9 protein-coding genes are annotated in these 14989 nt (G+C 35.7%); 8 read left to right on the top strand and 1 reads right to left on the bottom strand.

The annotated features are described in order from the left end of the window. The first annotated feature begins 1 nt into the window (after position 1). From Q0X66_RS05525 to Q0X66_RS05510, 4 genes are all read left to right on the top strand, one after another. Entirely contained in the window at positions 2-2413 is a 2412-nt protein-coding gene (locus tag Q0X66_RS05525; protein WP_297704083.1) for a TonB-dependent siderophore receptor, read from the top strand. 212 nt (positions 2414-2625) lie between these two features. After that, positions 2626-6027: an isoleucine--tRNA ligase gene (gene ileS, locus Q0X66_RS05520; RefSeq protein ID WP_297704081.1), complete on the top strand. Its 3402-nt coding sequence runs from the start codon at positions 2626-2628 to the stop codon at positions 6025-6027. A 4-nt stretch (positions 6028-6031) separates the two neighbouring features. Then, complete coding sequence (locus Q0X66_RS05515) at positions 6032-6415, top strand: TraR/DksA C4-type zinc finger protein (RefSeq protein WP_297704079.1); 384 nt, start codon at positions 6032-6034, stop codon at positions 6413-6415. Between the two features lie 209 nt (positions 6416-6624). After that, the gene (locus Q0X66_RS05510; RefSeq protein ID WP_297704077.1) at positions 6625-7245 is read left to right on the top strand and encodes a lipoprotein signal peptidase; all 621 of its coding nucleotides are present in this window, start codon (positions 6625-6627) and stop codon (positions 7243-7245) included. On the opposite strand, the gene Q0X66_RS05505 is transcribed toward Q0X66_RS05510, so the two are convergent. Further along, complete coding sequence (locus tag Q0X66_RS05505; protein WP_297704075.1) at positions 7242-7802, bottom strand: 5-formyltetrahydrofolate cyclo-ligase; 561 nt, start codon at positions 7800-7802, stop codon at positions 7242-7244. The genes Q0X66_RS05510 and Q0X66_RS05505 overlap by 4 nt on opposite strands. Before the next feature lie 487 nt (positions 7803-8289). Between Q0X66_RS05505 and uvrC the strand changes: the two genes are divergently transcribed. The 4 genes from uvrC to Q0X66_RS05485 all read left to right on the top strand — a co-directional run bounded on the left by uvrC (position 8290) and on the right by Q0X66_RS05485 (position 14989). Continuing rightward, positions 8290-10077, top strand: a complete 1788-nt coding sequence (uvrC, locus tag Q0X66_RS05500; RefSeq protein ID WP_297704073.1) for an excinuclease ABC subunit UvrC — start codon at positions 8290-8292, stop codon at positions 10075-10077. Positions 10078-10094: 17 nt separating this feature from the next. Beyond that, complete coding sequence (locus tag Q0X66_RS05495; RefSeq protein ID WP_297704071.1) at positions 10095-12350, top strand: patatin-like phospholipase family protein; 2256 nt, start codon at positions 10095-10097, stop codon at positions 12348-12350. 216 nt (positions 12351-12566) lie between these two features. Then, on the top strand, positions 12567-13709 hold the full coding sequence (hppD, locus tag Q0X66_RS05490) for a 4-hydroxyphenylpyruvate dioxygenase (protein WP_297704069.1): 1143 nt from the start codon (positions 12567-12569) through the stop codon (positions 13707-13709). Positions 13710-14155: 446 nt separating this feature from the next. Continuing rightward, a complete protein-coding gene (locus Q0X66_RS05485; RefSeq protein WP_297704067.1) occupies positions 14156-14989 on the top strand; it encodes a DUF3108 domain-containing protein in 834 nt (277 codons plus the stop codon).

Below are 14989 nucleotides of genomic sequence, written 5' to 3'. Positions count from 1 at the left end.
AATGCATAGGGGAATTTTTCTTGTTATACTTCTTTTTATTAACGTTATATCTGGTCAGGAAATAACGATTCTTGATGTGGAAACACAGGATCCAGTCATTAATGCGGTTCTTTACAATAACGATAAGTCAAAGACTGTCCTGTCCGATTTTGAAGGAAAATGTGATATTACTGTTTTTAACAGGAATGAGCGTATTACGTTAAGGCACCTTAGTTATCAGACCAAAAGATCCACTAAGGAACTGCTTATAAAAAGGGGGGGGAAGGTTTATCTTAGTTTAAAGCGCGAACAGCTTGATGAAGTGGTGATGTCTATTTCCAAATGGGAACAACAAAAAAAGGACATACCCCAAAAAATAGTTACCATTAACGCACAGGCAATAGCATTTACAAATCCACAGACTTCAGCAGATCTTTTACAAAACAGCGGGAAAATCTTTGTCCAGAAAAGTCAGTTGGGTGGCGGTAGCCCAATGATCCGAGGTTTTGCAACAAACAGGCTTGTGTTAACTGTGGACGGAGTACGTATGAATAATGCCATTTTTAGGGGTGGTAATATACAGAACATAATATCCATAGACCCATTTACCGTTAAGAATACCGAGGTGGTTTTTGGACCTGGTTCTGTGATATACGGGAGTGATGCCATTGGTGGAGTAATGAATTTCATTACTATTAAACCACAATTTTCAACCACTGATAGTTTAGATATTTCAGGAAATATGAATTATCGATATGCGTCGGGGAATGATGAAAATACAGGGCATTTCGATATAAACCTGGGGTTGCGTAAATGGGCTTTTTTAACCAGTGCTACATATAATAATTTTAATGATTTAAAAATGGGCCAACATGGTCCGGATTCTTATCTCAGAAAACAATATGTAAAGCGATTGAATGGGCTTGATGTATTGGTCGAAAATGAAAATCCCCGTATCCAATTCCCAACAGGGTATGATCAGATTAATCTAATGCAAAAGATATCCCATAGACCTAATAACAATTGGAGCTATGATTTGGGAATGTTTTATTCCACTACTTCAGATTACTCGAGATACGACAGATTAATAAGGCCAAACAGCAATGGAACCGGATTGCGTTCCGCAGAATGGTTTTATGGACCACAAAAGTGGTTTATGGGTAATTTACAGATCTACAAAAAAGGCCGTGGTAAGTTTTATGATGGTTTAAAAATTACAACGGCATACCAAAATTTTAAAGAAAGTAGAAATAAGAGACAATTTCAGGATCCCATTCGCTATACAACAAAAGAAAATATAGATGCACTTTCCTTAAATATTGATTTTGAAAATAAAAAAATTGGAAATTTAAGACTGTATTACGGGGCGGAATATATTTTTAATAAAGTGGGATCTATTGGGAAACAAACCAATATTGAAACCGGATTTGTAGAAGCGGCCCAGTCCAGGTATCCCGATGGTTCTTCCTGGCAGACCCTGGCAGCTTATGTGAATAGTGAATTGAAATCTAAACCAAATTTCTCCTGGTTGGCGGGGATTCGCTATAGCCATGTCTGGATTAATGCAGATTTTGATACAACTTTCTATCCTTTTCCTTTTGATAATTCAAATTTAAATAATGGAGCTTTGACAGGAAACATAGGATTTAGCTGGTTTCCTAAGGCCGACTTGCAGTTCACACTTAACGGAGGGACTGGTTTTAGAGCACCGAATATTGACGATATAGGTAAAATATTTGATTCTGAACCAGGGTCTGTTGTAGTGCCAAATCCCTATTTGAAACCGGAATATGCCTATAATGCAGAATTTGGAATACAGAAGAATTTTAAGGATAAAGTAGTGCTAAAAGGGGCTACTTATTATACTTATCTGGTAGATGCTCTGGTTCGAAGAGATTATCTGTTTAACGGGGAAGAAGAAATTCTTTATAATGGGGAATTAAGTAATGTGCAGGCCATTCAGAATGCTTCCAATGCATATGTGTATGGTTTCGAATTTGGTTTGGAGGCATTTCTTTCAGATAATTTCTCCATACTATCAAATCTCACTTTGACTGAAGGAAAGGAAGAGGACGAAAATGGCAATGACACTCCGGCAAGGCACGTACCACCAACTTTCGGCGATTTTCACCTCATTTGGAGGAATCAAAGGTTGAAAACAGATCTATTCCTGAATTACAATGGTCAAATATCCTTTAATGACCTCGCTATTTCAGAAATTAATAAAAGTTATATTTATGACAAAGACAAAGATGGAAATCCTTATTCACCTTCCTGGTACACTTTAAATTTAAGGTCTCAGTATCAAATTGCTAATCCTTTAAAACTAACATTTGCTATTGAGAATATTACCAATCAGAGATATCGTCAATATTCTTCCGGAATTGCAGCAACAGGAATTAATTTTGTACTGGGAGTGACTTTTCGTTTTTGAGATTATAAAAGGACATATTATTTAAATTAAAAACTTTTTCATCCTTCTACCCCCTTTTAACTGATATACCGTGTTATTACTTTTAGAAGATCAGGGAATACGGAAAAAACTCACTGTATTTATCATATATCGACATTTTTGAGAAAGACTCATAATTTCATTCTAATTCGTTAATTTTGCAGCCTTAATTTATATCAAAGGAAACTGTTTGTATGAAGTTTGCGGAATATAGAGGATTGGATTTATCTAAGGTTGGGGAAGAAATGCTTCAATTTTGGAAAGCCCGACATATTTTTGAAAAAAGCATTACCACAAGGGAAGGGCTGGAAACTTATGTTTTCTATGAAGGCCCACCTTCCGCAAATGGGATGCCTGGAATCCATCACGTTATGGCCAGGACTATAAAGGATATATTCCCCAGATATAAGACCATGAAGGGTTTTCAGGTAAAACGAAAAGCAGGCTGGGATACTCATGGTCTGCCAATTGAACTGGGTGTAGAAAAAGAACTGGGAATAACTAAAGAGGATATAGGGGTAAAGATTTCTGTAGAAGAATATAATGAGGCCTGTAAAAAAGCCGTAATGCAATATACAGATGCCTGGAATGATCTTACCGAAAAAATGGGGTATTGGGTAGATATGGATAACCCTTATATTACCTATAAGCCCAAATACATGGAAACCGTTTGGTGGCTGTTAAAACAGATTTATGATAAAGGACTTATCTATAAAGGATATACAATTCAGCCTTATTCGCCAAAAGCAGGTACAGGTTTAAGTTCTCATGAACTGAATATGCCCGGCACTTATCAGGACATAACCGATACAACTGTAACCGCTCAATTTAAAATTATTAGTAGTTCATTGCCCAAATTTCTGGAACCGTTTAAAGACGAACTTTATTTCCTGGCATGGACAACTACTCCGTGGACACTTCCATCAAATACTGCGCTGACAGTTGGGACAAAAATCGAATACGTTTGGGTAAAAACGTACAATCAGTATACATTTAAACCCATAACCGTCATCTTGGCAAAAAACCTGGTAGGCCAGCAGTTTTCAGGTAAATTTGTAGAGGTTGAAAATGAGGGAGAACTATTATCTTTTTCTCAGGAAGATAAAAAAATACCTTATTATCTAATCGGATCCTGTAAGGGTGGAGAATTAGTAGGAATAAAATATGAGCAACTAATCGATTATGCAAAGCCCTACAACAATCCTGAAAATGCCTTCAGGGTAATAGCTGGTGATTTTGTTACTACGGAAGATGGTACAGGGATAGTACATACTGCACCCACTTTTGGCGCAGACGATATGCAGGTAGCCCAAAAGGCAGAACCACCCGTGCCTCCTATGTTGGTATTGGATGAAAATGGGAATGCTGTCCCGTTAGTTGATTTGCAAGGCAGGTTTCGAAAAGAAATGGGAGACCTGGCAGGCAAATATGTCAAAAATGAGTATTACGAAGATGGGGAAGCGCCGGAACGCTCTGTTGATGTTGAAATTGCCATTAGATTAAAAGAAGAGAACAAGGCATTTAAAGTTGAAAAATACTTACATAGCTATCCCAATTGTTGGCGCACAGATAAACCAATTCTATATTACCCTCTGGATTCGTGGTTTATAAAAATTACGGATGTAAGGGAACGCATGTATGAACTTAACCAAACTATAAATTGGAAGCCTAAAGCCACAGGAGAGGGAAGATTTGGTAACTGGCTTGCGAGCGCAAACGATTGGAATCTTTCAAGATCCAGATTTTGGGGAATACCATTACCAATTTGGAGAACTGAGGACGGTAAAGAAGAAATTATTATAGGTTCTGTCGAACAATTGAAAAAGGAAATGTCGCGGTCTGTTGAGGCAGGCCATATGAAATCTGAAGTGTTCAGGGATTTTGAAGTGGGAAATATGACAGAGGAGAACTATGATAAGATAGATCTTCATAAAAATATAGTAGATCAGATTGTCCTGGTTTCAGATTCGGGGAAACCGATGAAACGAGAAAATGACCTTATTGATGTTTGGTTTGACAGCGGATCTATGCCCTATGCACAATGGCACTATCCTTTTGAAAATAAAAAACTTATTGATAAGCGGGAAACTTTTCCAGCAGATTTTATAGCAGAAGGTGTTGACCAGACCAGAGGGTGGTTCTATACACTGCATGCTATCGCAACAATGGTTTTTGATTCCGTCGCCTATAAAAATGTGGTCTCCAATGGGCTGGTGCTTGACAAAGAAGGAAAAAAAATGTCGAAGCGACTTGGAAATGCTGCAGACCCATGGATGACTATAAAAGAATATGGCCCGGACGCAACACGTTGGTATCTTATTTCCAACGCCAACCCATGGGATAACCTTAAATTCGATCCCGAAGGGATTGCGGAGGTAAAAAGAAAATTTTTCGGAACACTATACAATACCTATTCATTCTTTTCTCTGTATGCAAATATTGATGAGTTTAATTATTCTGAAAAGGAAATACTTTTGGAAAATCGTCCGGAGATTGATCAATGGATTTTATCGGAGTTACATACCCTGATAAAAAAAGTAGATGAGGCATATGATAATTATGAGCCTACCAAAGCTACCCGGGCTATTGCATATTATGTACAGGAAAACCTTAGTAATTGGTACGTTCGTTTAAGCAGAAGAAGGTTCTGGAAAGGGGATTACCAGGAAGACAAAATATCTGCTTATCAAACCCTTTACACATGCCTTGTTACTATTGCTAAACTTTCTGCCCCGGTTGCACCTTTCTTTATGGACAGGTTGTTTATAGATTTGACCAGTACAACAGGAAAAGATGTTTTTGATAGTGTTCACCTGGCTCACTTTCCAGAATATGATTCTTATTACGTTAATAAGGAATTGGAAAGTAAAATGCAAAAAGCACAAACCATATCTTCTCTTGTTTTATCTATTCGCCAAAAAGAAAAGATTAAGGTACGCCAACCTTTGCAAAAAATTATGATTCCTGTTTTGGATGAAAAACAGCGTTCAGAAATTGAAGCCGTGGCAGATTTGATAAAAACCGAAGTCAATGTAAAAGAAATTAAACTTTTGGATGACGCCTCCGGGATATTGGTAAAACGTATTAAGCCCAATTTCAAAGTATTGGGCCCCAGGTTTGGTAAAGACATGAAACTGATAAGTGCTGCCGTTAATAAGCTGGATCAAAAAGATATTCAAAAAATTGAACGTGAAGGTCAAATTTCACTTGTAATAGAAAATAAATTTATTATATTACAGTTACAGGATGTAGAGATATCTTCACAGGATATAGAAGGTTGGCTGGTCGCCAGTTCGGGTTCACTAACAGTGGCATTGGATATCACCATTGATGAGGCGTTAAAACAAGAGGGGATAGCTCGGGAACTTGTAAATAGGATTCAAAACCTGAGAAAAGATTCTGGTTTTGAAGTAACAGATAAAATAGATATAAGAATTTTAAAGGACGGTTTAGTCGAAAGAGCAGTTAAGAGTAACATTAGTTATATAAAAAACGAAACTTTAACCTCTGAACTTAATTTTGAAGAAAAAATGGAAGATGGCGTGGCCATTTCCTTTGATGATGTAAACACAAAATTGTCTATCCAAAAACACTAAAATTATGGGACAAGATTTAAAAATAAGGTATACCGATAAAGAATTAGAAGAATTCAAGGTTCTTATAGAAGAAAAGATAGAGAAAGCTCAAAGCCATCTCGATTTACTTAGGAGTTCCTACATGAATGACGGGAATAATGGTACTGATGACACCTCTCCAACTTTCAAGGCATTCGAAGAAGGCTCTGAGACAATGAGCAAAGAAGCCAACACTCAGTTAGCTATACGCCAGGAAAAATTTATAAGGGATCTTAAAAATGCATTGCTAAGGATAGAAAATAAAACCTATGGTATTTGCAGGGTAACTGGGAAGCTTATAAATAAAGAAAGGCTCAAGTTGGTACCTCATGCTACTCTTAGCATTGAAGCCAAAAACATGCAAAAATAAAGATCAGCTACTATTTATCTTTTGTTTATCAATCTTATTGTTAGCACTGTGATTAATTCCAGTAGAAATTCTTTGTTATCTGCTTGAAGGTATAAGTATTACTTTCGCCCGGGTAAATTCTTGTTATCGATTGGTTACTTTTAAATGAATATCCTGGCCTTTTGTTGGTAGAATAATCCCTATTTTAGCCGAATCTATTTTGAAAAAGAATGAATACTAAAAGTTCACTGCTGATTATTGCGATTGTTTTATTAATAGATCAGCTTAGTAAAATATATATTAAAACCCATTTTGAACTGGGAGAATCAACGGAAGTTTTTTCCTGGTTTAGAATTCTTTTTATTGAGAACGAAGGAGCCGCCTGGGGTGCCAAATTAAGTGATATTTTACCGATATCAGACAAAATCGGCAAATTGGTTCTCACTGTTTTTCGCCTTTTTGCAATTATTGGAATTGGATATTGGCTTTATGACATTATTAAGAAGAAAACAACGGCAACGCTTATTACTGCTGTTTCCCTAATTTTTGCCGGAGCACTTGGAAATATTATTGATTCTTTATTTTATGGGATACTTTTTAATGACAGTTATAACCAGGTGGCAACACTATTTTCTGAAGAACCATATGGCAGTTTATTTTATGGTAAAGTAGTTGATATGCTTTATTTTCCGTTAATTGATACGAATTGGCCGGAATGGGTTCCTTGGGTTGGAGGGGATAATTTTCGATTTTTTGAACCTGTATTTAATGTGGCCGATACTGCCATTAGCACCGGGGTAGGGATATTAATCGTATTTAATAAAAGGGCTTTTGAAAAAAAAGCATCTTAAAAAACATAGACTTTCTTAGGAGTAACACAGTAATCCATTCGAATATCATGCTTCTGCGTATCACTAATTTTATCCACAGGCTTAAATAAGGAAAGACCAATTTTAATAACATCTTCACGGCATTCCTTTAAAAACTTATCGTAGAAACCTTTGCCGTAACCTACCCTGTATCCAAGTTTATCAAATGCCAAAAGGGGAATAAATACAACATCTATTTTAAGCGGAGGCACCTCTAATCCGTCCACAGGTTCCGGAATGTTCCATTTGTTTTTTCTTATAATGGTATTATCCGTTAGTAAATAATGAACCAGCTTAGAATCGTCCAACACTTTTGGGAGTGCAATATTTTTATCTTTTCCCTGCAGGACAGACAAAATAAAAGCAGTATCAATCTCATTTTTCTCTGAGATTGATAAAAAAACGTGATATAAATTGAATGTCCATACAGGTAATTCCAGTACCCTGTTTGCAATTTCTAAACTGTAGTTTGAAATTGTTTCTGAAGACAATTCATTTCTAAATTGAAGGTAGTTTAATCGAAGCTCTTTTTTTAGCATAAATACCGATTAAACCTGTAACTAGTTTGGGGAACTATTTTAAAAAAAACTAATCTTTTGCCGCAACAGCAAAATATATTTTAAAAAACAGCATCAAAATAAGGTACATACCTAAGGTGATGACATAATTTTCCATGCAGTAAATAAATTTTCTGGATAAATATAAATAAAAATATGTCAGTTATCCTATAAAGAGCACAAAATAATCGATGAAATGCACAATATTTACAATTTACTTAACATATTCCTTGCTACTAAATATTACAAAAACTTTAAATATATGATGTTAAAAAGTTGATATTCAATTGATTATCTAACGGGCTAAAATATGTAGTCTCTTTATAGTAAGAAATTGTTAATTGAAGACATTTACAAATCATCATTTCTATCCCTTGTGATTTTAAACTTAACAGAAGGGTTAACCGTTTATAATAATTTAAATGTAACTTATCTTTGTATTGAAGAGAACCATTCAGTATACAAATTTATGCCCGAAATACCATTGGAGATTAAACTTAGCACATTGCCTGACAGTCCTGGAGTATATCAATTCTATGATGCGGATGGTAAAATATTGTATGTGGGTAAGGCAAAGAATCTCAAAAAAAGGGTTTCTTCTTATTTTCATAAGACCCATGAGTATGGAAAGACTCGTGTATTGGTAAAGAAAATCGATTCCTTAAAACACATAGTTGTTAAAACTGAATCTGATGCATTACTTCTTGAGAATAATCTAATAAAAAAATACCAGCCAAGGTATAATGTACTACTCAAGGACGATAAATCCTATCCCTGGATTTGTATTAAAAATGAACGCTTTCCAAGAATATTTCCGACTCGAAAGTTTATAAAGGATGGATCTGAATATTTTGGTCCATATACCAGTATGAAAACCGTAAAAATTTTACTTGAACTTATAAAAAGTGTTTATCCTCTGAGGACTTGTAATTATGATTTGTCCCCTGAAAAAATAAATGCTGGAAAATATAAATTATGCCTGGAATATCATCTTGGAAATTGCAAAGGCCCATGTGAAGGACTTCAAAATTCTGAAGAGTATCATAAACAGATAGATGATATAAGACAGATAATCAAAGGTAATTTTAAGTCCTCCATTCACTATTTTAAAACGCAAATGAAGACACTTGCAAAGGAGATGCAATTTGAAGAAGCACAGCGTGTCAAGGATAAAATTGAAGTCCTGGAAAATTATCAGGTTAAATCTACTATAGTAAATCCCAAAATAAACAACGTTGACGTATTCAGCATTATTTCAGATGATGCATTTGCCTATGTAAATTTCCTTCAACTTTCTCATGGATCCATAGTTCGGTCGCATACCATGGAAATAAAAAAGAAATTGGAAGAATCTGATAAAGAGCTTTTACAATTGGCGATTATTGAAATTCGGCAGCGTTTTAATTCTCAGTCCAAAAGTCTTTTACTCCCTTTTTCATGCACTATAGGCGATGATATAAAAGTTACTGTTCCCAAATTAGGGGATAAAAAAAAGCTCTTGGAATTGTCTGAAAGAAATTCGAAGTACTATAGACAAGAAAGATTTAAACAAGTTAAGATAACAGATCCGGACAGACACACAAACCGGATTATGGCTCAAATGAAAACAGATCTTCGTCTGGCTGAAGAGCCAAGGCATATAGAGTGTTTTGACAATTCAAATATCCAGGGAAGTAATCCCGTTGCGGCATGTGTGGTTTTCAGAAATGGGAAACCGTATAAAAAGGAATACAGGCACTTTAATATTAAAACTGTAGACGGCCCTGATGATTACAAATCTATGGAGGAGGTCGTACACAGACGTTACAAAAGATTATTGGAGGAAGATTCGGGACTACCACAACTTATAGTGATCGACGGGGGAAAAGGTCAACTGTCTTCTGCTGTAAAGAGCCTTGATTTGCTCGGGCTTAGGGGTAAAATAGCAATTATTGGAATTGCGAAAAGGCTGGAAGAAATTTACTTTCCCAATGATCCAATACCATTATATCTGGACAAAAAATCTGAATCTCTAAGGATAATCCAACAATTAAGAAATGAGGCTCATAGATTCGGGATTACTTTTCACAGAAATAAGAGAAGTAAAGCAGCTATTGATTCTGAATTGGAACGTATAAGAGGAGTAGGTAAGAAAACGGCAGAAGAGTTGCTCAAAAACTTTAAATCTGTCAACAGAATAAAGAAAGCTTCAATTGAGGATCTATCGAAAACTGTTGGACATGCTATGGCAAAGAAAATTTATGAAAACTTCCATTAATCCCATATCTTAACCTGATGCAAAAATTGGCTTTGATTCTTACGTTTATTCTATGCTTCGGAGTTAGTCGGGCCCAGTTCATTGAGCCGGATAAACCGATAAAAGTAGGCTTGGTTCTTAGTGGTGGCGGGGCAAAGGGGATGGCTCATATAGGCGCGTTAAAGGTTATTGAAGAAGCTGGGATTACAATTGATTATATTGGAGGAACGAGCATGGGAGCCATAGTTGGGGCATTATATGCTTCCGGATATTCTGCAAATGAACTGGATTCATTATTTAGACAAGCCGATTTTAGTGATCTTATTCAGGACAATCTTCCACGAGGTGCTAAGACGTTTTATGAGAAAGAAGATTCTGAAAGATATGCACTTACGCTCCCTTTTAATAAATTTAAAATATCGTTCCCAAAGGCCATTTCAGGGGGTCAAAAAATTTACAATGAACTCGTACGGCTGCTATATCATGTAAAGGACGTGAACGATTTTAATAAGTTACCTATTCCATTTTTTTGCATCGCAACTAATATGGAGACTGGTACTGAGGTCTTACTTAACAAAGGATATCTTCCCGAGGCTGTTATGGCAAGTGGTACATTTCCTTCATTATTTGAACCCGCGGAAGTAGATGGCCTGATTTTAATCGATGGTGGGGTATTAAACAATTATCCTGTAATGGAAGTAAAGCAACTTGGAGCTGATATTGTTATTGGAGTGGATGTGCAGCATGGTCTGAGAGACCGTGAATCTCTTAAATCAGCTACGGATATATTACTTCAGATTAATAATTTCCGGACCATTGACGATATGAAGGAGAAGGTCAAGGAAACGGATATTTATATTAGACCCGATGTGGACGACTTTTCTGTTATGGATTTTGATTTAGCGGAGGCTATTATAGAAAGCGGTAAGTTGGCAGGCCTTGAACATTTTGAGACCTTAAAAGAATTGGCGGAAAAACAAAAAAGTATTAGAAAAAATGTCAAGAATATAGAACCCAAAGATTCCATATTTATTAATAAATTGGTCATAGAAGGTAATATTAGTTATTCCCGGGCATATGTCAAGGGGAAATTGCGGATTGATTTACCGGCCAAAACTACGTTTCAAAAGCTACAGCAGGGGGTTAGTAATCTTGCTGCTACAAATAATTTCACTTCAATTCGTTATGAGCTGGTTTCAGATGAGGTAGGCGAAGAATTAATTCTTAAGTTAAGGGAAAACCCCAATAAGGGATATTTAAGGCTAGGTGTGCATTATGATGATTTATACAAAACTGCTGCATTAGTAAACCTTACAAAAAAGAATTTGTTTATGAAGGATGATGTGGCTTCAATTGACTTAGCCCTTGGAGATAATATAAGATATAATTTTCAATACTACGTGGATAAGGGCTCCTACTGGAGTTTTGGGGTAAATTCCCGACTCAATGATTTTGATTATGAAATTGATTTAGATGTAATTCGCTCTAATTTTAGAGTGGCAAATCTCGCAGGAATAAATGAAATAAATCTTAATGTATCAGATTTCACAAATCAGCTATATCTGCAGACTGTTTTTAAAGAAGAATTTGCTTTTATAATAGGCGCTGAACAAAAACTGTTAAAGTATAGTACGCGTACCTTTAACAACCCGGATATTGTGGACCCTCCAATTGCAGCGGGTGATCGCTTATATTTTGAAAACAGCAATTATTTTAGCGTTTATGGCAAACTCATACTGGATACATATAATGATAGATACTTTCCCTCAAAAGGGCTGTATTTTAATGGGGATTTTCATTTGTATTTATTTTCCTCAGATTTTAATGATAATTTCAAAGAGTTCTCCATTGCCAAAGCAAAATTTGGGGCAGCTTTTCCTATTGTGGGAAAACTTTCCGTGAACCTTACAACAGAAGGTGGGTTTAAACTAGGTAGTTCTGATGTGAAAGCATTGGATTTTGTTTTAGGGGGCTATGGAAATGATCTCATTAATAATTTTATTCCTTTTGTAGGGTATGATTTTCTTAGTTTACCCGGGAATAGTTATGTTAATGCGTTTGGGCGTTTGGATTTTGAGTTTGTTAAAAAGCATCACGCTATGTTTTCTGTTAATTTCGCTAATGTTGAAGATGATCTCTTCAGAACCGGGGAATGGTTTACCCTACCTGATTTTTCGGGCTATGCCTTGTCTTATGGGTGGGAATCTTTTTTAGGTCCTGTACAATTAATGTATTCCTGGACACCTGAATCAAGTGATGGTAATTTTTTCGTTAGCATTGGTTATTGGTTTTAGAAGTTTATGTAATATGCTAATGAGGGGAAATGTACCTGGTTTTTACCAAGATTGGTAGTTTTTTCCGATATTTGCAAGGTATAACAAGCATAATGTTAGAAACCAGAATTGATATTTCTGCCCATCTTAGGGCAATGTGGTAAATAGACCAGATCTCAGGAAGGGACTAGGCTTTCCCAAAATACTTTTAGTTACTATTCAATTCAAAAAAGAATCATGGAAATATTAGATAAAACATCATTAAGGTTGCCGAAGGAAAATCCCGAAGCTGAAGATTTTTTACCTCTTTTGGGCACAGACCATGTAGAACTTTATGTGGGTAATGCGAAGCAGGCAGCATACTATTATATGTCGGCTTGGGGCTTTCAACCTTTAGCTTACGCTGGCTTGGAAACAGGGCTTAAAGACAGAGTGTCTTATGTTATAGAACAAGATAAAATTAGGCTTGTACTTACATCATCTCTTGTTCCTGGAGGGGAAATAAACAAACATGTCGAATCCCATGGTGATGGAGTAAAAGCTATAGCGCTGTGGGTAGATGATGCTACTCAAAGTTATAAGGAAACTACCAGTAGAGGTGCTGAGAGTTATTTTGAACCTAAAGTAATTAAGGATAAAAATGGTTCGATAATTCTATCTGGAATACATACATACGGGGAAACGGTCCACGTATTTGTAGAACGAGGTCAGTACAATGGGGTTTTTATGCCTGGATATATTAAATGGGACCCATATTACAAGCCCACAGATGTTGGGCTTAGGTATATAGATCATATGGTTGGTAATGTAGGATGGAATGAAATGAACAAATGGTGCGAATTTTATGCTAAAGTCATGGGTTTTGCACAATTGATTTCATTTGATGATAAGGACATCTCAACAGATTATACCGCTTTAATGAGCAAGGTGATGAGTAATGGCAATGGCAGGATAAAATTTCCAATTAACGAACCGGCAGAAGGCAAAAAGAAATCTCAAATAGAAGAGTATATCCAATTTTATAACGGGGCAGGAGTTCAGCATATGGCAATGGCAACGGATAATATTATAAATACCGTTACGGCTCTCAGAGATAGAGGCATTGAATTTTTGACAGTCCCCTCGAGTTATTATGAAGATGTGCTCGACAGGGTAGGAGAAATTGATGAAGATCTTGCGCCTTTACGGGAATTGGGAATTCTGATTGATAGGGACGATGAGGGATATTTGCTTCAAATTTTTACAAAACCCGTTTTGGACCGCCCCACAATGTTTATAGAAATTATTCAGAGAAAAGGGGCTAAGTCTTTTGGTAAAGGTAATTTTAAAGCACTTTTTGAGGCCATTGAAAGAGAACAAGCCTCCAGAGGCACACTTTAATGACATTTTTCTTAAGATTTTGTCAAAATTTGACTTGCTTTTATAAAGTATTGTTAATAGGCTAGTTAAAGTAAGTTAAAAGATTTTCAAGGGAGATAGTTATTAAGTAAATTTGAAAGACATAAGGGGTGGTTCCCTTATAACTTTAAGTATTGGTTTTTCATAATTTAAAGTTTGGTTGGTTATTTAGGAAAAGCCCTGATTTCTTAATCAGGGCTTTTTTTTGAAATAAAATGAAAAAAATGGGTCTACTTATTTGTCGGTTTTGTATCCAACACCTCATTCAAATAGTTGCAATTGACAGGTGTTTTGCATAGAATAAATTTAACCTGAATAGACTAATCGATATTTAGAATACAATACTTTGGAACAAATTTTGTTTATATAATTGTAAAATAAGATTTATTTTACCTGATTATTTGATAATTTTGAATCGTAAATTGGTTATGAAAAAGATCATTATTCTATTTTTTGCTGCAATAACCCTGTCACTAACCGGGCAGTTTGATGTTGTTAAATCCTATAAAAATAACAACCCCAAAACAGTTGAGGAAGTTTCTAAGCCCTCGGCTTTTAAACCCGGAGAATGGCTGAAGTTTAGGGTGCACTATGGTTTTTTAAACGCGAGCTATGCCACATTGCACGTTAAGAATAATATGATAGACAGTATTCCGGTATATCACGTAGTGGGTACGGGCAAAACAACTGGTTTTGCAAGCATATTTTTTAAAGTTGATGATAAGTACGAAAGCTATTTTGATAAAGAAGACGGTAAACCTTACCGGTTTGTCAGAAAGTTAAATGAAGGCGGTTATACAAAGGATGTGGAAATTAATTTTGATCACGAAAAAGAAGTAGCCGTTCTAAATGATAAAAAGAACGATAAAAAATTTAATTTTACATTACAGGACAGTGTACAGGATCTTATTTCAGCATTTTATTATTTAAGAAATAACTTTGAATTTGATGATCTGGTCCAGGGAGAGGCTTTAGAACTTAAAGTTCTTTATGATGATGACGGTATATATAGATTTAGACTGAAATATTTGGGTAAGGAAATACTAAAAACAAAATTTGGTAAAGTAGAATGCCTTAAATTTCAACCTTTGGTGCAATCTGGACGCGTTTTTAAAGAACAGGAAAGTTTAGCTTTATGGGTGTCAAATGATTTAAACAAAATACCAATAAGGATCAAAGCGAATCTCGCTGTAGGAGCAATTTCTGCGGATTTGGATGGGTATAATGGCTTAAAGCACCAGTTCAAAATAATAATGGACTAA

Source organism: uncultured Eudoraea sp., assembly GCF_947260015.1.
Lineage (GTDB): Bacteria > Bacteroidota > Bacteroidia > Flavobacteriales > Flavobacteriaceae > Eudoraea.
Note: the sequence above shows the minus strand (reverse complement) of the source record. Positions and strands in the feature narration are given on the sequence as shown.

Bases quoted from the DNA above. Each gene is read 5' to 3' on its own strand.
- ileS (WP_297704081.1), top strand. From the start codon at position 2,626: ATGAAGTTTGCGGAATATAGAGGATTGGATTTATCTAAGGTTGGGGAA.
- Q0X66_RS05495 (WP_297704071.1), top strand. From the start codon at position 10,095: ATGCAAAAATTGGCTTTGATTCTTACGTTTATTCTATGCTTCGGAGTT.
- Q0X66_RS05505 (WP_297704075.1), bottom strand. From the start codon at position 7,802: ATGCTAAAAAAAGAGCTTCGATTAAACTACCTTCAATTTAGAAATGAA.
- Q0X66_RS05515 (WP_297704079.1), top strand. From the start codon at position 6,032: ATGGGACAAGATTTAAAAATAAGGTATACCGATAAAGAATTAGAAGAA.
- Q0X66_RS05510 (WP_297704077.1), top strand. From the start codon at position 6,625: ATGAATACTAAAAGTTCACTGCTGATTATTGCGATTGTTTTATTAATA.
- Q0X66_RS05485 (WP_297704067.1), top strand. From the start codon at position 14,156: ATGAAAAAGATCATTATTCTATTTTTTGCTGCAATAACCCTGTCACTA.
- hppD (WP_297704069.1), top strand. From the start codon at position 12,567: ATGGAAATATTAGATAAAACATCATTAAGGTTGCCGAAGGAAAATCCC.
- uvrC (WP_297704073.1), top strand. From the start codon at position 8,290: ATGCCCGAAATACCATTGGAGATTAAACTTAGCACATTGCCTGACAGT.
- Q0X66_RS05525 (WP_297704083.1), top strand. From the start codon at position 2: ATGCATAGGGGAATTTTTCTTGTTATACTTCTTTTTATTAACGTTATA.